This is a genomic window from Geomicrobium sp. JCM 19039, from assembly GCF_000698145.1.
In the GTDB taxonomy this organism is placed as follows: domain Bacteria; phylum Bacillota; class Bacilli; order Bacillales; family Marinococcaceae; genus Geomicrobium_A.
In genome coordinates this window covers 165320-190996 of the sequence record NZ_BAXB01000004.1, presented here as the reverse complement: position 1 = coordinate 190996, position 25677 = coordinate 165320, and the positions used below count along the sequence as shown (strand labels likewise).

Sequence of the window (25677 nt, the reverse complement as noted above, 5' to 3'; positions counted from 1 at the left end):
CTACAATCTGCTCTTTACGATAAAATACTGTGCACTATAATACGTTGCCATAATAAGAACATGCGACGGTTCCAAAGGTTCTACGAAGCGGTTCCACGCCAAGAAACTATCGGAAATAATAAACAAAGCTGCCCCGAAAATCGCCAAACGGTTTCTCGTAAGCATTGCCGTAATTCCCATTGAACCAATGACTCCTATGTATAATACGACAGGAACAACCATATTCATGTCCCCTGATTCTACTAAAGCACGAATAATAAAAAAGCCAATCAATACGATATAAATAATAATAATTCCGACAGCGAATACACGATTGGCCTCTCTTTTTCGTGCATGCCAAAACGCAGGAATATAAAATAAATGGCCGATCAAAAAGATGACAAGTCCAGCGATGAATGAATACGCGATCGCCACATCTGCCACTGTGCAGACCGTGACGCCAATCATGACGAGCACACCCGAGCCTTTTGTGCGAATGTTAAGACCATAAATAATAATAAGGACCATAGGAATAATTTTGAACAGAACGACAACATGTGTGGATACATTTAGTAAAGGAATAATGAAAATATAAAGTGCACTCATCAATAAGATCAAACCTGTCAGACGCTGCATAAGAACACACCCCCTTCCCGGTCAGTATCTTCATTATCCCCTGTAACGCGCCGTTCATCAACGGTTTAATCCCGCACTCGCAAAACCGCGATCCCTTGCAACCACGACCAAACGATTGCAGAAACCGTGTATACGAACAACAAACTAAAACAGATCAATGCAATCGTCATAAACATCGAATCAGAAAAAGAAAACAACGGTCCAGTCAATATAAACACCGCAAACACAACGATGAGCACGAGGAATATGACTTGCGGCAACAACGCGCGCTTGCCATGCCGCTTGATTTCTTCCTCTCCAACAGCCATGGCAACGACCGGACCAATCACAGGAAGAATTGTAATGCTAAAATACGGCAACGAGGAAAGAAAGGACGTATTTTTCAGAAGAGGGTTCCTCACCTTGATTCGTTCTCGAAACTGCGCGTCTCCCTTTACCAACTCATCAATCGTCACATCGAAAATGCGACTTAACTCCACAAGCCTCTCAATATCGGGATAAGCCTTTTCGTTCTCCCACTTGTAGACCGCTTGCCTCGTGACGTGGAGCTTTAACGCTAATTGCTCTTGAGAAAGGCCATGTTCCATTCTTAATCGACGAATGTGTTCATGTAATTTCATTAGCTCTCTCCTCCTTCTCCACCACCTTACGGCAAGTTGTTGCTTTAAGCGATGAACCGTTCGTTGCCCGTGACAACCGTTGGTTCACGACGCAATATCTTCCTTCTTTTTCTTCGCTTTTTGCCAGTACGTTTGGAACCAATCAGAATTGAACACGCGGTCAAACACCGTACTAATGATAAGCCCGTGTAGCATGACACCGAGAATTGAATAGATGACGGTGATAATAATGCCGATGAGCGTTTCAGGTTCAAAGCCAGCCGCATAGAAGACAACAACGGAAAAGAAGCTCACGTAGATCGTTTCAAAGAATGAGGAAAGCTCACTTTCCGCAACGTAAAGGGGAATGACGAGCAATAAGATGAAGAGTGTCGCCCCTCCTAACACAACGTACAGTTTTTGCTTTTTCAAAAACTTAATAAGTGGCATTGTGTAGTATTTCGTAATGGTTTTCAGTCGCAGAAGATGCAAGATTCTTGCGAACCTTGCCAGTTGAAAAACAGCATCTAGCGGTATGGCAGCCACAACAATAAGCGGGTTTGCCTTCAGGAACTCCACACGATCTTCACTTTTTATAATACGCACGAGGAAATCAACAAAAAACACCGCCCACGTTCCCCACACAATATAATCGTCCACGCCCGTATTTACCCAAAGCGTCGAGACCGAAAAAGCAGCAAGAAAGAACATGCCGATCTCATACGCAACCTGTACATTTGGCTTTCCTCCGCTGTTCGTCATCCGCTAACCACCTTGTGAATGTCTTCTGATATCATATCATAACCTTCTGATTATAATGCGAAACGGCCACACACCGATCTTGGGTGTGTGACCACAACGGTTATTCTGCATGTACGTTTGTCAGTATCCGATCAATAAACAATGCCATTTGACCACGGTTCACAACTTCCCGTGGACGGAAGCGCTGGTCTTCGGTTTGTGTAATTCCATGCTCGGTTAAAATTAAAATGTTTTCTCGGTGTACATCTGAGCTGTCGTTCAAGTCAATCACTTCTGGATCCCCTCCGAGCGACTCCAAATCAAAGGCTCTGACGAGAACACTCGCCATTTGCTCTCTCGTCAAACCTTCGCCAGCGTTAAAAATCGTATTGTTTTGTTGACCAACCATAATGCCTGTTTCTTTCATGACAGTCGCTACATCGGCATACACATTGCTCGCAGGTACGTCAGCGAACGGTGACTCGGTCACCTCTTCTGGGATGGCAGCTCGAGTGCTCGGGCAATAATGCGAGCCGATTGCCCACGATTCACGGCTTGCGACCGTCGATACGTGCCGTCAGAATACCCGGTTAGAATGCCCTGCGCAGTTAAATTCATAATGGCATCGTACGCAAATGTATCCGGAGGCACATCCGAAAACAGTTGTTGCACGAGTGCAGAACCACCGCCACGACGCTCGGCCTCTGCTGCTGCACTCACCCGACCATCTTCATGAAAAGCAATGCCTGTCGCCGCTCCGATTTCGTGCAGACCTTCGCGAACGATATGACCCCGCTCTTCTAACGCCCTTCTAAGGTCAGAGGTCTCACTTTCATATCGTCCTTCGAATTCAGTGTGCGCGTTAAAATTATTTCTTTGCGTAATTCTCGGTTCTTCAATTGCTTCGGTGAGCGACAGGTCTCGATCTAAGTAATTCATTAAGATTTGGGCGACCGCCGTGATGATCGTGTCGCTCCCCGGTGCGCCGACGGTGACGACAGGGTTCCCGTCTTTCATCCCAATCGTTGCTCATGCTACTGAGCGTTCTCATCCCTGGCTGCGGGTAGTTCGGGTGAGTTGGGTGTTCAGTAGGGATGCGGTTGTACGCGTCGTTGTTTAATAGAAACCCGTACCCAGGCACAACCATGCCGTTGCCGCCAATCGACACGATCGTATTCGTATAACTGACGACATTTCCTTCAGCGTCAGATGTGGCTAAATGAATGGTCGATTCATGCTTCGTTCTTCTTCAATTTCAAACCCATCCGCATCTTCATCTGGTAACTCTTGACGCTCTGCCGGTTCGGCTTCTTCTTCAGAGCGAAGCGTGTGGGCACGGTCATTGTTTAATGAGCGGACATTCACACGATCTAGGGAAAACTGCTGCGTATTATCGTAACTAAAGTTAATGGCACTCAGCATAAATCTTCCTGGCTGGTTTATCGTCATTGGCCCACTCAACATCGAAGACAATGTCCAATCCCGAGGCTCTTCTTCCTCTGATGCCCAAGCTTTTGCATACAAGTGATTGTTCGTGTGAACGAACGCCAGCTCATGCTCGCGATCCTCTAAAGCATAAGAAGTCGTTTGCAATGTATGGCTCGTCCCATCAACAATGCTAAACAGACGGATTTCATCCCGGTCCAGACGCAGTTCTAGTCCGTAACCATTCTCAGGTTGACTGCCTCCAGACTGCCAAACGTCACCTGCTAAAAATAGCCGCAATCGCTGGTCGCTATCGGTATGGTCGGCATTTACGGTTAAGCGAACCTCTTGCTCATACGAAGGCTCTACATTCGCCGCTGCCCTTCCATACGCACTGCCGCGTGTCGGCAAACGCTCTGATAGAGAAATCTCCCCTTTCCCATTTCGCACGTTGAACGCGGCATCAAATGGACTGTTCGCCGGACCATAATCTAATCGATAGAACGCTTCTTTCGACCATTCTTGTCCGTTTTCCTCATCAAAATCATACGCCAAGTTCGGTGAGCTTTCTAAAGCACCTCGTGGGTTACCTGGCGGCACTTGACCGATCGCAGCTCGCTCACCTAGTTGGCTGTGGCGAAATTGCGTATACCAGTCCGAGAGAAGCTCATTGACAGGGACATCTGACAACTCCGGGTCCCCTAAATAAGCTCTTCGGTCCGCAAACGCATACCGACTGGACTCCAAATAATAATGATATGCGTCCTCTTTGGACATGTTTGATAGGTTTTCATTTTCTAACATGTTCAACATTGAAGCAATCGTCACACCACCACTAGAAGCAGGTGGTGCGCCGTATACATCATATTCACGATAGGTAGAGTGAATCGGCTCCTCTTCAATAATTTCATAATTTGAAAAATCAGCGCTCGTCACATCTCCCGCTAATACGTTCAAACTCGGATTAGATACCGTCGGAGGTTCATTGATGGTATGTCTCATAGCATCCGCAATCTCTCCATCATAAAAAACGTTTGCCCCGTGCTCCGCAATTAATTCATATGTACGAGCCAAGTCACGGTTCGTGATCGTATCTCCGGCTGCTGGAACCGAACCATTGTCTAAAAATAAATCTCTAGAAGAGGTGAACAATTGAAATCGATCCGCATGTCGATTCGTTTCACTCACATAATTCGCATCTGCAATGAACCCCGACCTCGCCACTTCAATGGCCGGACTTAGCACATCTTCCATTGGAAAAGAACCGTATTCCTCAATCACATGCTCCCAATGCTTGACCGTACCCGGGATTGAGAAAGCCGCTCCACTACTCGTACGAGTCGCTTGATTGTACAAACTACCGGTTTGCTCATTAAAATATGTACGATCATGAAAAGACGCTGGCGTAACTGGCAAACTATTAATCATAATATGTTCATCTGTCTCTTTTAAGTATAGGTTCATCACTCCGCCTCCACCAATACCTCCAGAGTACGGGCGGGTAACCCCTTGCATGGCTGCAACTGCAATCGCTGCATCTACAGCATTGCCGCCGTTGTTTAACATATCCATCCCCGCTTGACTCGCATGCTCGTCTTCAGAAGATACCGCCCCACCAAAGCCTGACATTTCATGGGGGCTGTTTGCAAGCCCGTAATCCACTCCAAGCGTGGCACCCATCACACCGCCGAGTAATACTAAACTTCCCCACTTTTGATGTCGTCGTTTCATCAAAACCCTCCAATACCTTCCATAAATTGATGATTACTTCCTATATAGGCATACTATAACAGGTATTCTTCCCTAGCAAGTAGAAAAAAATAGTCAATTTTTAGGAAGATATAATGTTTCCAGGCCGTTAGATTTACGATTATGAGGGACAAAAAACCCATCATACGCATACCTAGATGGGTTGCAATAATTAAATTCACTAGTTCTTGAGGTTGAACCTGCATCAAACCTCCGTTCTTTCCGCTCGGCGTAAGAAGTTCTACGACCTTTTTTGTCATAAAGGCAAACGAGACGTCAGCATGAGTCATGCCGACGTCTCGTTCGGATTATCTTCGGCACCAGAGGTGCCGATGGTTGTTAACTCTTGAGGTTTAGATGGATACACAGGGTCAATAAGTCTATATAGAAACAAACGTTCATAGATCGCACAGAGTGAGGGAAGCAGTGCTCTATAACGATCTGAAGTGATCTGTATATGTTGAACGAAAGCATCTCCTAAAGAACCGGTGTCGGCTTAGTCAAATGGGAACTGTACTCGAGTTGCGGCCGATCTGTTCTCAAGTTGGAGGAAATCCCAGGAAAAGTGGACTATTCACATAAACTAGGGAACAGAATGAGCGAACTCGGTAACAGATTACCGGGTCACGTGTACATCCCCGAGTCGAAGTACCCACAGGACGTCGACGCGAGCCACGCCGAACCGAGTGTGGTTTCGTTTCGGCCCCGCTGGGGCCGACGTGTCGTTGGCACTTCAGCCTGGAATCTGCGCGCAAGTTTGGTGAAATCGGCGCTAAAATCGGTGAAAAGCGCAAACATGCGCGCAGATGGGGGAAACTAGCGCGCAGAATGGCACCTAGCACCGCGCTACCCCTCCAACCCAACAGTGCAAGTCAAGAAAATGTTAAGTTCATTCTATATAGATCATTTCGGGTACGATCTAGATCGCCGATCTCCTATAAACCACCAAAATTATGCGCTCGTCGTCGCTCTCGGAGCTGAAAATCGTGAAAAACGATTTAGTTTTTTGTTCACGTCTATTCTTGATCTTCTTCAATCGGATCTAAGCTTGCTTGAAACGCTTCGTCTCGAAATTCAATTGCTGTTTCAAACATGTACGTTCGAAGGGACACGGCTCGCTCATTGATCATGGAGCGAATGTATGCCCCATTGACACGATAGCCTTCTTCTTCGAGCTGATCGGTTAAATGGCGAAGGCGATCTTGTTCTTCTCTCGTTCGTTCATTCATCTCATCTTGCCGTTCCCTAGATTCATCGATATGTTCCATTTGCTGTGCCCGCTTGTCTTCAATGAATTCAACTTGCCAATCTCTCCACGCTTGAATCGTGTAGATCGACGCTTCTTGAATCACGCGCTGGAAACCTTCGACTTCCTCCACGTGTGTAAATGTACCTTCACTGCTAGATGCAACGCTCTCAAGAGCCTCCCGTTCATTCGGGTCGACGTTGTACCCAATTACATGGACGACAGCATCTAACATTTCAGCTGCATGAGCCGGATCGCCACCACACGTATCCGCTCCAGAAGCAATCACATACACGATTGTTGTTTCATGATCACTGTAATGAACTTCAACTTCATTCAGTGCACTGGAGAGTGGAATCGATGCTCCAGGCTCAATGGCATTGCCCTCCTGAAGTAGACGCTCATCGTAACGGTCAAGCGGATGAATCTCATGAATGCTGTCACATGAACGTTCGCCACTCTCTGCCTCCGCACCGTAGCTCAAGAGCGATACATTCGTATCGTCCGGCATGTCCTGCATGAAATCTTGTAAAAGCCCTAACACTTCAACGTCAGCATCTGTGCCGATGTTGGCATCATAAAGCAAGTGGATGTTCACTTGCATGCCTTCATCCATCAAGTTTGCCCCTACAGATGTAATTTCTGATTGAATTTCATCAAATTGCATGAAATACGTGTAATCGTCCCGGTAATCAAAAGCTGCAAGGTCCAGCATCTGATAGAATAGTTCTTCGTCCGACACTCCTAATTCCGCAGACTCTCTTAGTATTTCAAGCACTTCTTCATCATCAAAATCTTCTGTATGATAATTACCAGGTTCTGCCTGCATCCATTCTGCAGGAGATGTGCTCGTAAAGCGATCAAATGAGCCAAAATCATATGAATGTTCATCAATTTCTTCCTGCTCTTCAGGTTCAAATTGTTCTTCCTCAACGGTACAGGCAGCAAGCGTGGCTGCACAACCCATCAATAGTAGAAAGCGTTTCACTTGCTCGTTCACCTGCCTCGTCTGAGCATTATCAACTTGATTCTATACGAAAACGTGTTCAGAATCTACTTTATCTGGAAATTCGTTTCCTGCCATCTTTTGCAATGTATGTGATCAAACGCTCATTATTCCTCGTATAGCTTCACCATTCTAACGTCTATAATACACTCGTTTCGTTTCATCATATTCTGCCTCTTCAACAAACGCAAATTCATCAATAATTTCTTGGGATGGTTTCTTGCCTAGCAAGCTAACGATGACAATGGCCAAACTACCAAGCAGAAACCCAGGTACAAGTTCATACAAATCAAACAGACCCCCTTGGAACTGTGACCAAATGATTACTGTGAGCCCACCGGTTGTAATACCCGCTACCGCTCCCCATACCGTCATCCGCTTCCAAAATAAACAAAACAGCATCACGGGTCCGAATGCAGCTCCAAACCCTCCCCATGCATACTCTACAAGTTCCAACACGGTATTATCTGAGTCGAACCCGAGTACCATGGCCACGAGTGCAATGAGGACAACCCCAAACCTACCAATCCAAACAAGTTCTTTTTGAGACGCTTTTGGGCGAATGAACCTTTATAGAAATCTTCAGCAAGCGCACTTGAAGAGACTAGCAGTTGCGAGTCTACCGTACTCATAATTGCCGAAAGAATTGCCGCAAGCAGAAATCCAGCAACCCAAGGGTTAAAAAGCACTTGGCTAAAAATAATGAATACAGTCTCGTGGTTATCTAGAGGTGTTCCAGGCCCGATTCCATCAAAATAGGCAATACCAAGAACACCAACAAAGATTGCCCCAAAAAGGGAAATGACCATCCACGTCATTCCGACGAGGCGGCCCGTAGGTACATCACGCTCCGAGCGAATCGCCATAAACCTTGTAATGATGTGAGGTTGACCGAAGTAACCAAGCCCCCAGCCGAGCAAAGAAATGATCGCAATTACCGACGTTCCGGCAAAAGCATCCAAATACTCTGGATTAATCTCCGCGACAGAAGTGACTGCCGCGTCCCAACTTCCAATCTCATAAACCGCTACAATCGGCACAATAACAAGTGCGAGTAGCATGAGCGTGCCTTGAAAGAAGTCCGTATAACTAATCGCTAAAAACCTCCGAGAAATGTATACGAAACAATGGCAATCGTGCCGATAATTAGCGCTACTTCATAATCCCAATTAAATGTTCCAGAGAACAATACCGCCCCTCCAACTAAACCTGATGAAGTATAAAAAGTAAAAAATAATAAAATGAAAAACGCAGAGACGATACGGAGAATACGTGTATGATCACGAAAACGGTTCTCTAAGAAATCAGGAAGTGTAATCGCGTCACCAGCAATATGTGTATATCTTCGAAGTCGTTTCGCTAGAAATTGCCAATTCAAATAGGCACCGATCGTCAATCCAATGGGCAACCATATTTCACTAAGTCCATTCAAATAAATCGTTCCGGGTAATGCAATGAGAATCCAGCTACTCATATCGGATGCCCCAGCACTTAATGCAGCGACCCAACCATTTAAACTACGACCTCCAAGAACATAATCACTCATGTTGGACGTAAGGCGGTAAAAGATGATGCCACAGATCGCCATCCCAATAAGGTAAACCATAAACGTAATCAGTGTAGGAATTTCAATACCATCCATTAAGCTTCACCCCTTTTCCAAAGAAAATAACTAATCGCAGATAGCACAATGGTGAGTGGCATTGGTATGACTAACCATAACGCAGTTGCCAACGGCAGTCCGAACATCTCCATACGTTCACCTCTTCTTTTTGTTTATTTTAACAGAAAATTACAACAAAATTGCAGTTTGATTTTCCTTTCCTCTGTTTCTGATAAAGTAGACATGAAAAGGGGGACCTTGAATGCGATTTGAAGTCATTACACTCAATCATCAAGATACGAAACAAGCCGCCCAGTTGGGAGCAGACCGTGTTGAGCTCGTTAGCGCAATGGCTGAAGGAGGATTGACGCCGAGCTACGGGACACTGACACGTGTATTAACGACAGCCACCATTCCTGTTCAAGTAATGATTCGACCACACAGCTACGGATTTGTGTATACGAAAACCGATTGGGACATCATACGAGAAGACATCGACATGGTCCGCTCATTAGGCGGACGCCGTATCGTCTTTGGCTGCACGACTGAAGATGGACAAATCGATGAAGCCCTATTAAATAAAATGTTGGAAACGGCTGATGGATTTGATATTACCTTTCACCGTGCCTTTGACTCCCTTCGCTCTCAACAAGAAGGATACGTACTTTTAAATAAATACAAAAACCAAATCTCTAGAATTCTCACGTCTGGAGGAGAGCATAAAGCAAAAGATGCCATCCCCCAACTCCAACAATTGATTGCCAAGTCAAAACAATTAAATGGCCCTACCATCCTCGTCGGTAGCGGAATCAAACCCGAAGAGCTCCCAAACCTTCACAGGGAACTGTGTGCAGAAGAATACCATCTCGGAACCGGAGTAAGACAAGGTGGAAACATGCACCTCCCCATTGATCCCGAGAAAATGAAGATGATGAAACACTACCTATAAAAATGAGAACGCGGTGCAAAATTACCGCGCTCTCATTTTTGTAATCAGATCTATTCCATATCATTAGCGTGTATATTTTCTATTAATACTCGATCATAATTTATCCGCTTACTGGAGGTGGTTGAGTCTTCTTAGAAAACACCTTTTTTAAGAGCGGTAAGGTTAAGGCTAGTAAGGCAAACCCTAGTAAAGTTGCACTTATAGGTCTGTTTATAAATATGGATAAGTCCCCTCCAGCCATAAGTAACCCTCTTCTAAACTCTTCCTCTGCGATTGGACCTAGTACGACGCCTAATATAATGGTTGCAAGTGGGAATTTAATTCGATCGAAATAAAACCCAATAATACCAAACAACAACATAATCCATACATCAAACATGGAATTTCTCACTGCAAATGTGCCAATAACACACAATAATAGAATGACTGGCCCCATTACTGAATAAGGGATGTTCATGATCTTTGAAAAGATCGTAATAAATGGTTTTGCAAAAATAATCATAAGGAGGTTAATAACTAACATGCTAATGATGATTGTGTATACGAGTTGCGGCTCATTTGTAAACAACATCGGTCCAGGTTGCAGTCCATGCATGACGAATGCCCCGAGTATTACGGCTGTTGTAGCTCCTCCAGGCAGACCTAATGACAACAATGGAACCATTGCACTTACCGCCGCACTATTGTTTGCAGATTCTGGAGCAGCAATTCCTTCTGGTGCTCCTTTGCCAAATTTTTCAGGGTGTTTCGACCAACGAACCGCCTCACTGTAACTCAGCATCGCTGCTGTTGTCGCCCCTACACCTGGCAATACTCCTATTGCTGACCCTAACAAAGATGAACGAGTGAGGGTTGTTAGTATTTTTTTGATAATGGGAAAATCAAAGATTTTCGTTTTAAATTTTTGGAAAGTATCCTTAATTGAATGATCATCTCGGCTTCGGCGTAACACCTCAGAAACGGCAAACAAACCAGCAAGTATTGGAATGAAATCTACACCGCTCAATAAGGGAGCGCTTTCAAAAGTGAATCTTGGAATTCCAGATAAAGGGTCCATCCCGATTGTTGCTATAAATAGCCCAATTGTTACGCCAATAACACCACGTATTAAATCCCCTCCGCTTAGCGTTGCTACAACCGTAAGTCCTAATATAGCTAAGGCAAAATATTCGGGAGCTGAAAATTGCAAAGCGAATGTTGCTAGCACCGGAGCTAAAAATATAAGAAATATCGCACCTACCATCCCACCTGTTGCAGAACTGAGTACAGCAATACCTAGAGCCTGTCCTGCTTTACCTTGTTGGGTCATTGGATACCCATCAAATACTGTAGCTACTGACTCAGGCGTTCCAGGAGTTCGGAACAAAATCGCTGTAATCATACCAGAGAATACACATGCCACATAAATTGTTGTTAAAAGGATAAAAGCCGAGATGGGCTCCATCCCATATGTAATCGGCAAAACGATTATAATTAACATTGTTCCGCTTACACCAGGCAAAGCTCCACCGATAAACCCAACGAATACCCCAATGAGTAACACGAGAAAATGCTGGGGTTCAACTATTGATTGTAAGCCAAGCATTAAACCTTCTAGCATTGCTGACTCCTTTCTATGGCCCGTGCATACGTACTTAATAGATTAAGAAACTAAATGACCTGAAAAAACCAATTCCTCTAGGAAGCGGAATATTAAACCCGTATAAAAACAAAAGTACAGCAGCACCGTGACTAATAAATGAGGTAAGTAACAAAGATCGTATCTTTGTCATTCCAAGCACAAGTGCCAGTAAAACGATAAATAGCGGAGTTGCCACCAAAAAACCGATGAGCGGCATCGCAAGTGTGTACCCTGCAAGAACTGCCATCACAAGCCAGTGATATTGGGGGTTTTCTGGTTTAGATTCAGACTCTTTAGGTTCTTTGATATGCCCCTTCGCTCTTTCTCGATACGTCCTTAAAGCTAGTAATATACCCATTAATAGCATGACGAAAAGAATCATCATTGGCCATACACTAGCATTAATTGTTCCAGCAGATTCTGTATCCGGAAGGTTGAAGGTCATCACAAGAAAAAATATCGACAAAGAAATGACTATGATTGATAAAATGCCGTTATATTTCACAATGCATCCCTCCATTTACAAGTCTTCAAGTATTCTTTCGTAGAGCTCCATATCTTGTATGAGCTTCTGTTCATACTGTTCACTATTAAGCCATCCTTCTCGAAAATTCAAGAAAGCGTTTTCTTTATATTGTTCAAAAGTCCTTGTTTTCTGCGCTTCATATAAGACCTCTTCAAGATAAGTAACAATTTCCTCCGGGGTATCTCGATGGATCATTAATCCACGTTCAATCCCATCAGTTAGGTTCCATCCATATTCAACTGTCGTTGGTATTTCTGAGAACTCCTCGACTCGCTCATCAGCAAAGATAATTAGTGGCTTTACTTGTTCACTCTCAATATAAGAGTACGCAGGTCCTAGTTCTTCTAAAATGACATCCACATGCCCACCAAGTAGATTGGAATGCATGGACCCTGCCCCATCCATTGGAACATAAGTCATTTCAATGTCCGCTGCCTCCATAAAACGCCTGGCGTTTACTTCATCCATTCCCATTGTCCCAACAGATGCAAATTGAAGTTCTCCAGGGTTTTCATCGGCATAGTCAACCAACTCTTCAATAGTCCCAAATGTACCCTCTCTCACTTGCAATGAATAGATGTCACTTTCCACTCTTCCAATTGGCTTCAAGGTTGACAAATCATTTTGGTTAATACCTGCAGCAGTCGTTACAGCAAAGGCAGACATCCCAATGAGTGTGTATCCGTCTGCAGGTTGGTTCGCAGCACTTTGTTTAGCAATAACACCTGAGCCACCTTCTTGGTTAATAATATTGAAGTTCACACCCATCAGTTCGCTCATCTCATTTGTTATCGTTCTCGTAAATATGTCGGTGCCCCCACCTGGACCGTGACCGACGTACACATCAATGTCACGATTCGGATAGTTCTCAATATCTCGATCACTTGCATCAGGGGTCACCGTTTCATGCACAAAAGCACTGGCGATCAATATAATGGAAAATACTGATACGAGTAAAAAGAATTTTTTACCTTTTTCTGACACGGAAAGCCCCCCTAACTATAGCTGAACAGCCATCTTTAACGCTTCAATTGTAGCGCCTTCATCCGCCTCACCTTTTCCAGCGATATCAAATGCCGTTCCATGAGCTGGTGTCGTTAAAGGAACAGGCAACCCAACACTTATTGTTACTCCTTTATTAAACCCGAGAAGCTTCATTCCTGTTTGTGCTTGATCATGATACATCGCTACGAGGCAATCAAACGGGTCTTTTCTCCTTCGCACGAAAAGGGTGTCCGCTGGATAGGCGCCTCTGACATTTAATCCTTCGCTTTTTGCCCGATCCACTTCAGGTTGTATGACTTCAATCTCCTCTTGACCTAGCATGCCGCCATCGCCAGCATGAGGATTTAATGCAGCAACTGCAATCTTAGGGTTTGTATACCCTGCCTTTTCCAATGTTTCATTTGCAAAACGTATCGTCCATGCCACTTTTTCTTTTGTTACAAGGTCTGATACTTCTTTTAAAGAAACATGCGATGTTACTCGCGTGACCCATAGATCGTCCATTTTATTAATTTCACTAAATCCACTTGTTACGCCAAATAATGTCGCAAAGAAGTGTAGCTCATCTTTAAATTCGTGACCACCTCGATGTAACGCTTCTTTATTTAATGGCGCATACATAATGCTTGAAATGAACCCCTCCTTAGCAATGCGGATGAGGTACTTTAGGCATTCCCCGGCCGCATCGCCTGCATCAGGTGACAATTCCCCTAATTTGTATGACCCGGCATCTAAAGGAGCCATCTCAATGAAGTAGATCGTGCCTGCTTTCGTTTTGGCATCGTGAATATCTTGGATAAAAGTCACATTAAGATGCTTACCTGTAATTGCCTCTGCTCGTTCTAAAACGGCACGGTCACCTGCAACAATCCATGTCGCTTTTTCTCGGATTCCTTTATGTTGAAATGCTTTGACAACTAACTCTGGGCCTATACCTGCAGCATCGCCTAGCGTAATCCCTATTCGTTCATTCATCTCGTTGATCATCTCCTTATCGTTATACATTTGCATGTTTAAAGTACGGAGCATATTGAGCAGCTACCTTTAAACACTCGACCATACTTACTTCACTTGCGACTCCTGTCCCTGCAATATCAAACGCTGTTCCATGATCGACAGAGGTTCTAAGAAAAGGGAGACCATTTGTAATTGAAACCGTTCGTTCAAAATCAGTCATTTTGGCAGCAATATGTCCTTGATCGTGGTAAAGAGATAGAACGGCATCATACTTTCCATGCAATGCTTGATGAAAGACTGAGTCTGCAGGTACTGGACCAGAAACATCTAACCCATAATTTCTTGCTCGTTCAATCCCAGGGCCTATTTCAACAACTTCTTCATCACCAAACAATCCATTTTCACCACTATGTGGGTTGAGTCCTGCTACAGCAAGCTTGCGTTCTTGAATCCCTAAATGTTGCATCGCCTCGTCACATCTCTTCAAGTAATCAAATACCCGATCACTCGTCATCTGTTCAATCGATTCTTTCAACGATACATGTCGGGTTAAAAAGAAAATTCTTAATGACAGGACTTCAAACATCGTTAGTGGATCGTCAATATCCGCCATTGCCCCGAGCATTTCAGTATGGCCGATATAAGGGACGCCTGCTGCTTTTAAAGATTCTTTGTTAATCGGGGTTGTTGCTAGAGCTGCTGCTTTACCTTCTTTTGTTAGTCGTACAGATTTTTCGATGTATTCATAGGCAGCCTGCCCACATTGTGCTTGTACTTCTCCCTGGACCAACGTTGAGAAATCCAAATTTTCAATATGGATAATATTTAAGTATTGATCTTCAAACTTTCCATCTTCGATTGTTTCAATCTGGTGAATGTTGAGGTTTACATTCGTTTGTTTGATGGCTTGTTCCATCACTTGACGATGTCCGACAACTACTGGTCTACATACTGTTTGTACTTCGGGACTCTTCACGGCTTTAGCCGTTATTTCGGGACCTATACCCGCTGCATCACCCATAGGTATCACAATAATTGGTAAATTCATTCGATAACCTCCATATCCTTTTCTTTATTCGCTTCAATTTCGAGTCTTCTTACACAAGTATCGATAACGTCTAACTCCCCTACTGAACCACCCTTAGTAATGACTCTTAGTCCATCTAAATCTCCACCAGTAAGCAGTGCAAGGGCAGTGAGAGGAGCGATTTGTTGTTGCAGTCTCAACCCATCCGCACCTGATATTTTGCATAGTGCTGCAGTAAAGTCTCCACCACTTGTAAAACAACCTCGTATCGAAGGGTTTTTACTCAATAGATTGGATACAAACATGGCAAACCCATTTGTAATTATTTTAGAAATATGTTCAACACTTTGCTGGTGCTGTTTAGCATACTCTTGTAGTGATAGTCGTTGTTCACCTGGTACAATCGTTGTAGTAACAACAATATCTTGAGTTACTAACAAGTGATGGATGCGTTCAGCTTGTTTTGATATACACTCGTGTTCATACGGTTCCAAAAACCACTTCGGGTTTACAACAATAGGCTCTAGTTTTCGATCGTTACAAAATTTGTTCATTTGGGCTTCAATTAACTGATTTGCACTGCCTATACACACCATTTGTTTTGAAGGTTTTCCAGTTTTCACTAGCAACTTTGATTTCATGAAATGGTACGTTAATGGGCCAGGATCGAAGGGATACATGGGTAGTTCACACAATGTCATTGCTTTAGCTATGATTGTAATGTGTTCATTTGTAACCGCGTCAATAATAACAATTCTCTGCTCTTTCTCTGGCAATTTTTGAAACTGATTTGCGAGACTTTCAGCCCCTTTTTCAACTTCTTCTAACTGGACATGGGCTGTCGCCTCAACTGTTTGAGCGTGGATAATTGATGAAATGCTTGAATCTTTAATCGGCGTTGTTGGGTCATCACCTACGCTTGTTTGATGCATTAATTGACCATGCACATACAGTAATCCATCCCGAACTGTCCTACCCGAGTCGGGAAAGCTTGGAACGATGACAACAATTGACTGCTCTCCAAACTGTTTTAGCCACTCCGCTGCTTCGGCGCCCACATTTCCACGCATTGTACTGTCAATACGATTAGCGAAGTAGGAGATCTCATTTGCTCGGTATGTGCGAATTATTTCTTGTAATTTACTTCTAGCAACAACAGGCGAACTCTGTCGACTGTTTGTATCAACCATCGTTACGTCAACACTAGAATTTCGACTATGCTCAGACCAGTGGAATTTCGTTTCCACCGTAAATCCATTCTCTGCAAACAATGCCCCACACGCGTTTGCCCCTGTTAAATCGTCAGCAATAACTACTAGCTCCATATCAGATCTCCTCCGACGCTACCTCCATATTCATTCTCTTGGAATATTCATCCACCTTCATTTCCGATAGCTGTTTATCCGTAATCGCTTGACTGATGATATTGAGAGGACATACACTAGCAAATGATTTTTGATCAAATTTAGTTGAATCTGCTACTAGAATCGTTAACTCCGCAGCATTAATCATTTTCTTTTTAATACTTGCCTTCTCCAAAGTAGGGGCAGTAATTCCTGCTTTAGGATGTACCGCATGGGCACCTAAGAAGAAGATGTCTGCATGTACATCTTCTAGAAACCTCTCGGCAGCCGGACCCGTGCATGCACCTACTCCTTGCTGTAACACCCCACCAGTTAAAATGACTTCTAGTGGCTCATTCATACATTCCATCGCTGATGTAATATCATTTGTAATGACGGTTAAATCCCCTCTGTGCTTAATTCGTCGAATAATCTCTAGAGTCGTTGTACCGGAATCCATGATAATACGAGCGTGATCAGGAATATATTGCACAGCCAGAGAAGCGATTTGACTCTTCTCCTCTAAATGTTTTGATGCTTTGTTCATGTAAGGAACCTCTGACACTAACTCTTTAACAGGAACTGCTCCGCCGTGCACTCTTATAAGCTGTCCTTGTTTTTCTAATTCAGTTAAGTCTCTACGAATTGTCATGGCAGAAACATTTAATTTCAGAGCTAGGTCCTCAATTTCTACCTTTTCCTTATTGTTTGTCAGACTAATAATTTGTCTTTTGCGCTCATCGGCATGCATATATACACCTCTGAAAGTTAATTTCTAACACAATTATTGTTCATTTATAACATCAATGTCAATGTTTTTTTGATTATATGTTCAAAATTAACAATAACCACTACAGGAATCTTCCTGTAGTGGTTATTGTTCAATTCATATAAATTACTTACACATACAATCTTAATCATTAATACAGATGGGTACTCCGTCTAATAAAAAGAGCACAGCAAGACGCTCTCGCACATTCTCTCGTAATTACTCCTTTTCTCTCAAACGATTTACTTCATCGGCAACGAATTGGACATCGGTTCCGACAATGACTTGAATGCTATGCTTGCCGACAACATTGACGCCTGGTACACCTGTTGCTTTGATTCGGTCTTGATTGACGTTGGCCATATCTTTCACTTCGACTCTCAGGCGAGTGGTGCAATAGTCAATGCTATCAACGTTTTCCGCCCCACCGAGTCCACTGTAAATGCTAGCTGCCAACGTAGCATGAGGATTATCTTCGGTCGTTGTGTCTTGAACAGATTCAGCTTGCCCTTCCAAAGCAGCTTCGTCACGACCTGGTGTCTTTAAGTTCAACTTGACGATTAAGAAACGGAATATGACATAATACAATACGGCGAAGAACAACCCTTGAAGAAGCAGCATATACGGCTGACTAGCAATCGGGTTCGTAAAGGAAAGTACATAATCCAAGAATCCAGCGCTAAAGCCAAACCCTGACGTCCACTCAAACGAGGCGGCAATGAATAAAGAAAAGCCTGTTAATGCGGCGTGAACGACATATAACAACGGCGCTAAAAACATAAATGAAAATTCTAATGGCTCGGTCACTCCTGTAAAGAAAGAGGTGAACGCCAATGCCATTAAAAGTGAAGCGGCTTGCTTCTTTCGTGCAGTATCAGCGGTATGATACATCGCAAGCGCCGCTGCTGGTAAACCGAACATCATAATCGGAAAGAACCCAGCTTGGTATCGACCGGTGATGCCTTGAACACCTTCACTTGCTAAAAACCTACCTATATCGTTAATGCTTGCGACATCAAACCAGAAAACGGAATTTAATGCGTGGTGCAAACCTGTTGGGATGAGCAAACGGTTGAAGAATCCGTACAAGCCAGCGCCTGTTGCCCCAAGATTACTTATTCCTGTTCCTAACGCAACGAGCCACGTGTAAACGACCGGCCAAACGAAGAACATGACACCGGCCACGGCGACCATTGCGGCAGCTGACATGATTGGTGCCAACCTTTTTCCACTGAAAAAGGAAAGCGCGGCGTGGAGCTTCACTTCACTGAATCGGTTGTACATCGATGCGGAAACAATACCGGTTATAATCCCGATAAACACATTATCGCTGTTTTCAAAGGCGGCATTAACGCTCTCGATGCCGACCCCTTGCAAATCTGCAACGACGTCGGTCGATAGCAGTTGTGTAATGACTAAGTATCCGACGAGCCCGCTCAGTGCAGCAGCCCCGTGCTTATCTTTTGAAAGGCCGATGGCAATCCCTACCGCAAATAATATGCCTAAGTGATCCAAAATGGCCGTACCTGCAGATAATAAAAAAGCACCAGCAACGTTTCCTTCCCAAATCCCATCAATCCAGTTTCCGACCCCGGCGAGTATTGCCGCTGCCGGAAGAACAGCAACCGGCAGCATTAACGAACGACCGAGGCTCTGAACCTTTTTCATCATTGTAAATCCCCCTTACTAATATGAGTAAAATTCAGAAAACTACTACATGGTTTTACTCTGTATTTCTGAGTCGCTCAATGTGCAACGCAATATAGCACAACTCGTCTCCAGGCAACGTGATATCGTATTTGCTTGCTAACGTTTTCGCAACCTCTTCGGCACATTGATGCGAAACTTTAAATTTTCGTTTAATCATTTGTTGCATTTCTTTATCCATCGCGTGTGCTGTCTGGTCATACGTTCGTGCTAATGCAAACCGTAAGTGTGTAATCAGCCGTTCATACGATATCGCGTCCTCAGCAAAAGAGAGGTGTAAATTGGATTTGATAATTTCAACCATATCTCTTAGCATTGACGTTTGCCGAACGGTTTCTTGCACATTCCCCGCTTTGAATTTCATCGTGTGGATGTGTAACGCGATAAATGCCGCTTCATCAATCGGCATCTGGACGTTGATCTCATCTTTTATAAATCCAATCGCCCATAAACCAATTTCATACTCGGCTTTGTATAAGATTTTAATCTCGTTTAACAGTTTATTTTTTAGGTGAATGCCTTGGGCTTCACGTTCAATGGCAAAAGAGATGTGATCCGTCAATGCAAGCAAGATTTGATCGTGTAATGTTGTTTTCAACTGCTTCTCTGCATGCGCAATAATTTCTTTCGAAATATGAAAATGTTCTTGGGGGATTTGAACGAGCAATTCTTGTAATTTTTCATGTCCTTTTAGCACAAATCGTTTCTCGATTTTCTCTTCAGAGATGGGATCGTGTTTTCGTTTATTAAAACCAACACCGTTGCCAATGGCGATCTGCTCCTGCTCGTCTTCGTCAAGAATAATAACAGCGTTGTTATTCAACACTTTTATAATTTTCATCGTCTGCATCACCTCCTCACTTCTCTGTTTAGCCATTACGCCCGCGTCATGATTGTCGTTTCCCCACCTTTAGCCTCTGCATGCTCACTCATGACAAACTCATCCTTCTCATTTGCTTTTTCCGTGATGACGACGGGGGTAATCATACTGCTTGCATGTTCCTCAATGTACGCTAAGTCACACTCTAGTAAGAGCGCCCCCACCTCTACCTGATCGCCGACACTCGCATGCACAGTAAATCCTTTTCCTGCTAGTGCCACCGTTTCAAGACCTACATGAATGAGTACTTCTGTGCCATCTTCTGTTTTTATGCCAATGGCATGTTTGGAGTCAGGTACGTGTAGCACAACACCAGTGACCGGTGCGACGACCCGGCCGTCCTTGGGCCAAATCGCAACGCCATCGCCCATCATCTTTTCACTAAACACAGGGTCAGGAACGTCTTCAATCGGTACGATACGGCCATTCATCGGCGAAAAAACGGCGAAGTCATTCGATTTTTTGAATAGCTTCTTGAACATTTTCAACTCTCCTCCTACGAAAGAAGGCATGGTGGAATTAGCCAGACCCAAAAAGCCTGAGCAAATGTTCCACCATGCCTAATCGAATTAGTCACATGTGTTCCATATTTACTTGATTGCCAAAATCTTATCATTCGTTCTTTATGTTGTCAATTGGCATGAATCAAACGTTTATTTATGACGTTCTTTCAACGTTTCCAAGATTTCTTCTACTTTTACCCCTTGTTCCTCTAATAAGACGAGCCAATGGAATAAGAAGTCGGCACTTTCCCATCGGAGCTCTTTTGCATCCCGATTTTTGGCAGCGATAATGATCTCAGCCGCTTCTTCGCCGACTTTCTTTAAAATCTTATCCACGCCTTCATCGAACAGATACGTTGTGTATGACCCTTCTGGCCGTGTTTTTTGACGCTCTTTGATCGTTTGCTTGAGTTCTCTCAATATGGAAAAATCATTCGTTGTGGACGGTTCATTAAATAACAACGAGTCGTTAAAACAACTGTATGAACCCGTATGACAAGCAGGGCCTGATGGACTTACGAGAACGATGAGACTATCTGCGTCACAATCATAGCGCACGTCTCGGACGGATTGCACGTTCCCTGACGTCGCCCCCTTATGCCAAAGCTCTTGGCGGCTACGACTCCAAAACCACGTCTCTTTTGTGTCCAGTGTTTTCTTCAACGATTCCTCGCTCATATAGGCGAGTGTGAGCACGTCTTTCGTCAATTCATCTTGCACAACCACTGGAATTAATCCATCTTCTCCCCACCGAAGATCGGCAATGTTCATCGCACATTCACCCCTTTTTCCCGCAACGTTTCTTTCACTTCAGCAACCGACGTCTCTTTATAATGAAACACCGAGGCGGCAAGCGCTGCATCCGCATCTGCCTGTAAAAAAACGTCAGCAAAGTCTTCGCGCTTCCCAGCGCCACCGGAGGCAATGACAGGAACCGTCACAACACTGTTCACCGCTCGCGTGAGCGCAATGTCAAAGCCAGTTTTCGCCCCGTCTTGGTCCATGCTCGTTAAGAGAATTTCTCCAGCCCCTTGCCCTACCGCTTCTTTCACCCAATCTGTCACTTCCCATTCGGTCGGCTTCCTTCCGCCGTGCGTATACACACGCCAAGAGGACAATCCTTCATCCCACTTGGCATCGATCGCGACGACGATGCATTGCGACCCAAAGAAATTAGCGCCTTCACGAATCAACGCCGGTCGAAGAACCGCTGCTGTGTTTAACGACACTTTATCAGCACCTGCGCGTAAAATGACCCGCATATCGTCGACGCTATTGATTCCCCCACCAACGGTGAACGGAATGGCGAGTGTGCCGGCAACTTCACGCACGACATCCACCATCGTTTTTCGACCTTCATGAGACGCTGAAATGTCAAGAAACACGAGCTCATCCGCACTTTGCTCATCGTAGAACGCAGCGAGCTCAACCGGGTCACCCGCGTCACGCAAATCAACAAATTGTACCCCTTTCACGACGCGGCCATCCTTCACATCCAAACACGGAATCAATCGCTTGGTGAGCACGACTCGGCCACCTCTTTCAACGCATCCTCAAGATCAATGGCCCCAGTATACAGCGCCTTTCCGATAATTGCACCAACAACTCCTGCACCTTGCAACGTCAACAGCTCCCTTACGTCACTGAGCGTGGACACACCTCCAGAAGTAATCACACCCGCCCCACTCGCCCGGGCAAGCTGCTCATTCGCTTCAATGTTCGGCCCTTCCATCATGCCGTCTTTTTGTATATCTGTAAAAATAAAGGTGAGAGCTCCTGCTTCGTGCATCTCGCGTGCGACATCTTCAACCATCGCCTCTGACGATTCCAGCCAACCATTGACGGCGACATGCCCATCTCGGGCGTCAAGACCAATCACAATTCGACCGGGGTACTTGGAAAGCATCTCTTTCGCGAATGCTGGATTTGAGATGGCGACGGATCCGAGAATCACGCGGGCAGCGCCCGCTTGTAAGTAATCTTCAATATCCGAAGCCGTTCGAATGCCGCCGCCAATTTGTACAGAAAGGTTTGTATGGCGGATCACTTCAATAATTTTCTCATGATTTACTGGTTTCTTTTCACGCGCACCATCGAGATCGACGATATGCACCCACGTTGCACCTGCTTGCTCGAATTCTCGAGCGACGGTTAGCGGGGAGTCATGATAGATGGTTTCGTCGTCATAGTTTCCTTGTTTCAAGCGTACGCAGTTGCCGCCGCGGACGTCGATGGCGGGATAGATGTCAAAGCTCATTGGTCGCTCGCCTGCCTTTCTTGGACATAGGTCACGTAGTTGCGTAACAGTTGCATGCCGAGGTGGCTGCTTTTCTCAGGGTGAAATTGGGTGCCAAACACGTGATTTCTACCGACGATTGCTGGCACATCGCCATCGTACTCGGCAGTGGCGATGACGACTTCACTCGTCGTCGCTTCAACGACATAAGAGTGGACAAAGTATACATGCCCTCGTTCGGTGTCTCGAACGAGCGGATGCTCGGGTTGGGTGTAGTTGAGCTTGTTCCAACCCATGTGCGGAACTTTGTACCGCCTGCCTGCACGTGTTTTGCCACGAAATCGAACCGCTTGACCTGGCAAGAGGCTAAGTCCAGCTGTATGTCCATGTTCTTCACTTTCCTCAAAGAGCAGTTGCATGCCTAAGCAAATGCCGAGCAGTGGTTTTTCATCGGCAACCCACCTCTTTAACCACGGGGTTAAGCGTCGTTCATTCAATATTTTCATCGCATCTGCAAATGCTCCGACACCAGGCAAAATAAGACCTGCACACTTGGCGAGTTCTTCACGGTCTCCACTTAATACATACGGCACGTTGAGCCGCTCAAGCGCTTTGGACACACTGTGCAAATTGCCCATCCCGTAGTCGACAATGCCGATCATTTACAACATCCCTTTCGTCGATGGAATGCCTTTTACCCGCTCGTCATAACTTGTCGCTTCTGCAAGCGCCCGTGCGAGCGCCTTAAAGATCGCTTCAATAATGTGGTGCGTGTTCCAACCGTAATGAACATTCACATGCACATTCATTCGCGCTTCAATTGCCAACTTCCAAAGAAACTCTCGCACAAGTTCGGTATCAAACGTTCCAACCTTTGCCGCACCGATTTCTCCTCGAAGCTCCAAGTGCGGCCGGTTGCTCAAGTCAACAACAACGTGGGCAAGGGCGTCATCCATCGGGACGAACGCACTGCCATAACGGCGAATGCCTTGTTTATCTCCAAGAGCGTCTTTAAGAGCCATCCCTAAGCAGATGCCGATGTCCTCGGTCGTATGATGATCGTCCACTTCCGTATCTCCAGCCGCTTCAATCGTAAGGTTCACATGACCATGCTTTTGAAAAAGATCGAGCATATGGCTAAGAAACGGGACGGGTGTCTGGATGTTCCCTTCTCCTTGCCCATCAAGCTGAAGGTGGAGGTCAATGTTTGTCTCACCGGTTTTTCGTGTGACTTCGGCTTTTCGTTCACTCATCGTCATCCCGCTCCTTACGTTTTCGAATCTCTACCGCTCGGGCATGGGCTTCAAACCCTTCAACTCGCGCCAGTGCAGTAATGTGCTGACTGTTATCTACGAGCGCCTTATTACTATAATGAATGACACTTGATTTTTTCAGAAAATCATCGACCGATAGCGGGCTCGAAAACCGCGCAGTGCCATTCGTTGGCAACACATGGTTCGTCCCGGCAAAATAATCCCCAACCGCTTCTGCACTATACTCACCGAGAAAAATAGCGCCTGCATGTTTGATACTTCCTAACCATTCGAACGGCTGCTCTGTGAGCACCTCCAAATGTTCAGGCGCAAGCGTGTTCACGACGGCTACTGCTTCTTCTATCGAGTCAGTCACGTAAATGGCACCATAATTAGAAATCGCTTGTCTTGCAATCGTTTCGCGAGGCAAACCTTGAAGTTGTCTTTCTACTTGCTCGCTTACTTGTGTAGCGAGCGCTTCGGAATTCGTCACAAGAATGGCACTCGCCTGAACATCATGCTCGGCTTGAGATAACAAGTCCGCGGCAATATAATCGGCGCGTGCCGATTCATCAGCAAGCACGACAATCTCACTCGGCCCAGCAATCATGTCAATATCGACGTGACCGTATACTTCTCGCTTCGCCGCAGCGACGAATTGATTCCCTGGCCCAACAATCTTATCCACCGGTTCGATGCTTTCGGTACCATACGCTAAAACAGCAATGGCTTGCGCCCCACCGGCTTTGACAATCGTTCGAATGCCGAGTTCGGCTGCTGCGACGAGAACAGCGGGGTGGAGCTGTCCGTTTTCGTCTGGAGGTGACGCCATTACAATTCTCTCTACCCCGGCGACGAGTGCTGGGATGGTATCCATGAGGATCGTTGACGGGTACGCCGCCGTTCCACCTGGAACATAAATTCCTGCGGAGTCGAGAGGTGTCACTTTTTGGCCGAGCATCGTACCGTCTTCTCGCGTCATCATCCATGACTTTTGTTGTTGGTGTCCATGGTATTCACGAATGTTTTTTGCTGCTTTTTGAATGGCCGTGACCACATCACAGTCAACACGTTCATAAGCAGACCGAACTTCGTCCGCTGATACGAATAGATCAGTCAAATCAGCACCATCAAACGTTTTCGTATACGCGAACACCGCCTCGTCTCCTCGCTGGCGTACGTCCTGAATGATATTCCTCACAGACTCCGTTACGAAGGCTTGGTTTTCGTCTTCACCGTATCGTTTTAATGTTAACGGGCGGTCCCTGGCTACGTGTTCAATCTTCATTTCTGCCCCTCCTCGATGATCTGTTGCAACCGATGGATAATGTCATCAATCTGCTGATCTTTCATGCGGTAGCTGACAGGGTTTACAATGAGACGTGAAGTGACTGCTCCATTGTTTCCAATTCTAATAGCCCGTTTTCTTTCAGTGTTCTTCCCGTAGATACAATATCAACAATTCGTTCAGCGAGTCCGACGAGCGGGGCCAGTTCGATTGACCCGTTTAACCGTATCACTTCAACTTGTTCCCCTTGCTCTTTAAAGTATTGTGTTGCAACGTTCGGATACTTCGTCGCTACTTTCGGGGCGACTTCCCCCCGCGCGTTCCAGGTAAACCTGCAACCGCGAGATAGCAGCTGCTAATTTTTAAATCTAGAACTTCATATACGTCTCTTTGCTCTTCGAGCAACACATCTTTTCCGGCAACCCCAATGTCGGCGACGCCATGTTCTACATAGGTCGGTACATCCATCGGTTTTGCGAGAAAAAACTTCATACCTGCTTCTTTTGCTTCAACGATGAGTTTGCGACCAGCTGACAATTCATCGGGCAATGAATAACCTGCTTTTCTTAATAGGTCCGCCGCTTCTTCAAAGATTCTTCCTTTCGGCATTGCAATTGTAATCCAGTCTT

Annotated in this window: 24 protein-coding genes and 3 pseudogenes; 1 reads left to right on the top strand and 26 read right to left on the bottom strand. The window is 45.2% G+C overall.

The window, feature by feature from the left end:
- From JCM19039_RS06390 to putP, 9 genes and pseudogenes are all read right to left on the bottom strand, one after another.
- A complete protein-coding gene (locus JCM19039_RS06390) occupies nucleotides 1–615 on the bottom strand; it encodes a lysoplasmalogenase (RefSeq protein WP_042425090.1) in 615 nt (204 codons plus the stop codon).
- Between the two features lie 65 nt (nucleotides 616–680).
- Nucleotides 681–1235 (bottom strand): helix-turn-helix transcriptional regulator, encoded by a 555-nt coding sequence (locus tag JCM19039_RS21735; RefSeq protein WP_052398574.1) that lies wholly within the window; start codon nucleotides 1233–1235, stop codon nucleotides 681–683.
- Between the two features lie 84 nt (nucleotides 1236–1319).
- The gene (locus JCM19039_RS06380; RefSeq protein ID WP_042425087.1) at nucleotides 1320–1976 is read right to left on the bottom strand and encodes a hypothetical protein; all 657 of its coding nucleotides are present in this window, start codon (nucleotides 1974–1976) and stop codon (nucleotides 1320–1322) included.
- A 100-nt stretch (nucleotides 1977–2076) separates the two neighbouring features.
- Nucleotides 2077–2445, bottom strand: a complete 369-nt coding sequence (locus JCM19039_RS06375) for an S-layer homology domain-containing protein (protein WP_042425084.1) — start codon at nucleotides 2443–2445, stop codon at nucleotides 2077–2079.
- A complete protein-coding gene (locus JCM19039_RS26375; RefSeq protein ID WP_042425081.1) occupies nucleotides 2442–2972 on the bottom strand; it encodes a gamma-glutamyltransferase in 531 nt (176 codons plus the stop codon). Before JCM19039_RS26375 ends, JCM19039_RS06375 begins: the two co-directional genes overlap by 4 nt.
- 70 nt (nucleotides 2973–3042) lie before the next feature.
- A pseudogene (locus tag JCM19039_RS27840) lies at nucleotides 3043–3180 on the bottom strand (gamma-glutamyltransferase); the annotation flags it as partial.
- On the bottom strand, nucleotides 3171–5111 hold the full coding sequence (locus JCM19039_RS21730; RefSeq protein ID WP_052398573.1) for a gamma-glutamyltransferase: 1941 nt from the start codon (nucleotides 5109–5111) through the stop codon (nucleotides 3171–3173). The pseudogene JCM19039_RS27840 and the gene JCM19039_RS21730, both read right to left, overlap by 10 nt.
- 1034 nt (nucleotides 5112–6145) lie before the next feature.
- A complete protein-coding gene (locus JCM19039_RS06355) occupies nucleotides 6146–7363 on the bottom strand; it encodes a hypothetical protein (RefSeq protein WP_042425075.1) in 1218 nt (405 codons plus the stop codon).
- A 150-nt stretch (nucleotides 7364–7513) separates the two neighbouring features.
- Nucleotides 7514–9023 (bottom strand): annotated as a pseudogene (gene putP / locus JCM19039_RS06350) (sodium/proline symporter PutP).
- A gap of 223 nt (nucleotides 9024–9246) precedes the next feature.
- On the opposite strand from putP, the gene JCM19039_RS06345 reads away from it, so the two are divergent.
- Complete coding sequence (locus tag JCM19039_RS06345) at nucleotides 9247–9933, top strand: copper homeostasis protein CutC (protein WP_042425072.1); 687 nt, start codon at nucleotides 9247–9249, stop codon at nucleotides 9931–9933.
- A gap of 100 nt (nucleotides 9934–10033) precedes the next feature.
- Here the strand turns inward: JCM19039_RS06345 and JCM19039_RS06340 are convergent, their stop codons facing one another.
- The 17 genes and pseudogenes from JCM19039_RS06340 to hisG form a co-directional block, all read right to left on the bottom strand.
- Nucleotides 10034–11533 carry a tripartite tricarboxylate transporter permease gene (locus tag JCM19039_RS06340; protein ID WP_042425069.1) on the bottom strand — a complete coding sequence of 500 codons (1500 nt, stop codon included), beginning with the start codon at nucleotides 11531–11533 and terminating at the stop codon, nucleotides 10034–10036.
- A 34-nt stretch (nucleotides 11534–11567) separates the two neighbouring features.
- The gene (locus tag JCM19039_RS06335) at nucleotides 11568–12059 is read right to left on the bottom strand and encodes a tripartite tricarboxylate transporter TctB family protein (protein WP_042425066.1); all 492 of its coding nucleotides are present in this window, start codon (nucleotides 12057–12059) and stop codon (nucleotides 11568–11570) included.
- Nucleotides 12060–12074: 15 nt separating this feature from the next.
- Nucleotides 12075–13064 (bottom strand): tripartite tricarboxylate transporter substrate binding protein, encoded by a 990-nt coding sequence (locus JCM19039_RS06330; RefSeq protein WP_052398572.1) that lies wholly within the window; start codon nucleotides 13062–13064, stop codon nucleotides 12075–12077.
- Between the two features lie 15 nt (nucleotides 13065–13079).
- Nucleotides 13080–14060, bottom strand: coding sequence for a PdxA family protein (locus JCM19039_RS06325; RefSeq protein WP_042425211.1), 981 nt, complete (start codon nucleotides 14058–14060; stop codon nucleotides 13080–13082).
- Between the two features lie 22 nt (nucleotides 14061–14082).
- On the bottom strand, nucleotides 14083–15090 hold the full coding sequence (gene pdxA, locus JCM19039_RS06320; RefSeq protein WP_042425064.1) for a 4-hydroxythreonine-4-phosphate dehydrogenase PdxA: 1008 nt from the start codon (nucleotides 15088–15090) through the stop codon (nucleotides 14083–14085).
- On the bottom strand, nucleotides 15087–16394 hold the full coding sequence (locus JCM19039_RS06315) for a four-carbon acid sugar kinase family protein (RefSeq protein ID WP_042425061.1): 1308 nt from the start codon (nucleotides 16392–16394) through the stop codon (nucleotides 15087–15089). The genes pdxA and JCM19039_RS06315 overlap by 4 nt, the downstream gene beginning before the upstream one ends.
- Nucleotide 16395: 1 nt before the next feature.
- Nucleotides 16396–17163: a DeoR/GlpR family DNA-binding transcription regulator gene (locus JCM19039_RS06310; protein WP_042425057.1), complete on the bottom strand. Its 768-nt coding sequence runs from the start codon at nucleotides 17161–17163 to the stop codon at nucleotides 16396–16398.
- 237 nt (nucleotides 17164–17400) lie between these two features.
- Entirely contained in the window at nucleotides 17401–18852 is a 1452-nt protein-coding gene (gene nagE, locus JCM19039_RS06305) for an N-acetylglucosamine-specific PTS transporter subunit IIBC (RefSeq protein WP_042425054.1), read from the bottom strand.
- A gap of 52 nt (nucleotides 18853–18904) precedes the next feature.
- Complete coding sequence (locus tag JCM19039_RS06300; RefSeq protein ID WP_042425208.1) at nucleotides 18905–19729, bottom strand: PRD domain-containing protein; 825 nt, start codon at nucleotides 19727–19729, stop codon at nucleotides 18905–18907.
- Nucleotides 19730–19764: 35 nt separating this feature from the next.
- Nucleotides 19765–20250 carry a PTS glucose transporter subunit IIA gene (locus tag JCM19039_RS06295; RefSeq protein ID WP_042425051.1) on the bottom strand — a complete coding sequence of 162 codons (486 nt, stop codon included), beginning with the start codon at nucleotides 20248–20250 and terminating at the stop codon, nucleotides 19765–19767.
- A gap of 171 nt (nucleotides 20251–20421) precedes the next feature.
- Nucleotides 20422–21042 (bottom strand): bifunctional phosphoribosyl-AMP cyclohydrolase/phosphoribosyl-ATP diphosphatase HisIE, encoded by a 621-nt coding sequence (gene hisIE, locus JCM19039_RS06290; RefSeq protein WP_042425048.1) that lies wholly within the window; start codon nucleotides 21040–21042, stop codon nucleotides 20422–20424.
- Nucleotides 21039–21797 (bottom strand): imidazole glycerol phosphate synthase subunit HisF, encoded by a 759-nt coding sequence (hisF, locus tag JCM19039_RS06285; protein WP_042425045.1) that lies wholly within the window; start codon nucleotides 21795–21797, stop codon nucleotides 21039–21041. The genes hisIE and hisF overlap by 4 nt, the downstream gene beginning before the upstream one ends.
- Nucleotides 21779–22528 (bottom strand): 1-(5-phosphoribosyl)-5-[(5-phosphoribosylamino)methylideneamino]imidazole-4-carboxamide isomerase, encoded by a 750-nt coding sequence (hisA, locus tag JCM19039_RS06280; protein WP_042425043.1) that lies wholly within the window; start codon nucleotides 22526–22528, stop codon nucleotides 21779–21781. The genes hisF and hisA overlap by 19 nt, the downstream gene beginning before the upstream one ends.
- Entirely contained in the window at nucleotides 22525–23169 is a 645-nt protein-coding gene (gene hisH, locus JCM19039_RS06275) for an imidazole glycerol phosphate synthase subunit HisH (RefSeq protein ID WP_042425040.1), read from the bottom strand. The genes hisA and hisH overlap by 4 nt, the downstream gene beginning before the upstream one ends.
- Complete coding sequence (gene hisB, locus JCM19039_RS06270; RefSeq protein WP_042425038.1) at nucleotides 23170–23760, bottom strand: imidazoleglycerol-phosphate dehydratase HisB; 591 nt, start codon at nucleotides 23758–23760, stop codon at nucleotides 23170–23172.
- On the bottom strand, nucleotides 23753–25048 hold the full coding sequence (gene hisD, locus JCM19039_RS06265) for a histidinol dehydrogenase (protein ID WP_042425035.1): 1296 nt from the start codon (nucleotides 25046–25048) through the stop codon (nucleotides 23753–23755). The genes hisB and hisD overlap by 8 nt, the downstream gene beginning before the upstream one ends.
- Nucleotides 25045–25657 (bottom strand): annotated as a pseudogene (gene hisG, locus JCM19039_RS06260) (ATP phosphoribosyltransferase). The gene hisD and the pseudogene hisG overlap by 4 nt, the downstream one beginning before the upstream one ends.
- Nucleotides 25658–25677: the final 20 nt, after the last annotated feature.

Excerpts from the sequence above, each read along its gene's own strand:
- JCM19039_RS06390 (WP_042425090.1), bottom strand. The coding sequence starts at position 615 with ATGCAGCGTCTGACAGGTTTGATCTTATTGATGAGTGCACTTTATATT.
- JCM19039_RS21735 (WP_052398574.1), bottom strand. The coding sequence starts at position 1,235 with ATGAAATTACATGAACACATTCGTCGATTAAGAATGGAACATGGCCTT.
- JCM19039_RS06380 (WP_042425087.1), bottom strand. The coding sequence starts at position 1,976 with ATGACGAACAGCGGAGGAAAGCCAAATGTACAGGTTGCGTATGAGATC.
- JCM19039_RS26375 (WP_042425081.1), bottom strand. The coding sequence starts at position 2,972 with ATGAAAGACGGGAACCCTGTCGTCACCGTCGGCGCACCGGGGAGCGAC.
- JCM19039_RS21730 (WP_052398573.1), bottom strand. The coding sequence starts at position 5,111 with ATGAAACGACGACATCAAAAGTGGGGAAGTTTAGTATTACTCGGCGGT.
- JCM19039_RS06345 (WP_042425072.1), top strand. The coding sequence starts at position 9,247 with ATGCGATTTGAAGTCATTACACTCAATCATCAAGATACGAAACAAGCC.
- JCM19039_RS06340 (WP_042425069.1), bottom strand. The coding sequence starts at position 11,533 with ATGCTAGAAGGTTTAATGCTTGGCTTACAATCAATAGTTGAACCCCAG.
- JCM19039_RS06325 (WP_042425211.1), bottom strand. The coding sequence starts at position 14,060 with ATGAATGAACGAATAGGGATTACGCTAGGCGATGCTGCAGGTATAGGC.
- pdxA (WP_042425064.1), bottom strand. The coding sequence starts at position 15,090 with ATGAATTTACCAATTATTGTGATACCTATGGGTGATGCAGCGGGTATA.
- JCM19039_RS06315 (WP_042425061.1), bottom strand. The coding sequence starts at position 16,394 with ATGGAGCTAGTAGTTATTGCTGACGATTTAACAGGGGCAAACGCGTGT.
- JCM19039_RS06310 (WP_042425057.1), bottom strand. The coding sequence starts at position 17,163 with ATGCATGCCGATGAGCGCAAAAGACAAATTATTAGTCTGACAAACAAT.
- nagE (WP_042425054.1), bottom strand. The coding sequence starts at position 18,852 with ATGATGAAAAAGGTTCAGAGCCTCGGTCGTTCGTTAATGCTGCCGGTT.
- JCM19039_RS06300 (WP_042425208.1), bottom strand. The coding sequence starts at position 19,729 with ATGAAAATTATAAAAGTGTTGAATAACAACGCTGTTATTATTCTTGAC.
- JCM19039_RS06295 (WP_042425051.1), bottom strand. The coding sequence starts at position 20,250 with ATGTTCAAGAAGCTATTCAAAAAATCGAATGACTTCGCCGTTTTTTCG.
- hisIE (WP_042425048.1), bottom strand. The coding sequence starts at position 21,042 with ATGAACATTGCCGATCTTCGGTGGGGAGAAGATGGATTAATTCCAGTG.
- hisA (WP_042425043.1), bottom strand. The coding sequence starts at position 22,528 with ATGAGCTTTGACATCTATCCCGCCATCGACGTCCGCGGCGGCAACTGC.
- hisH (WP_042425040.1), bottom strand. The coding sequence starts at position 23,169 with ATGATCGGCATTGTCGACTACGGGATGGGCAATTTGCACAGTGTGTCC.
- hisB (WP_042425038.1), bottom strand. The coding sequence starts at position 23,760 with ATGAGTGAACGAAAAGCCGAAGTCACACGAAAAACCGGTGAGACAAAC.
- hisD (WP_042425035.1), bottom strand. The coding sequence starts at position 25,048 with ATGAAGATTGAACACGTAGCCAGGGACCGCCCGTTAACATTAAAACGA.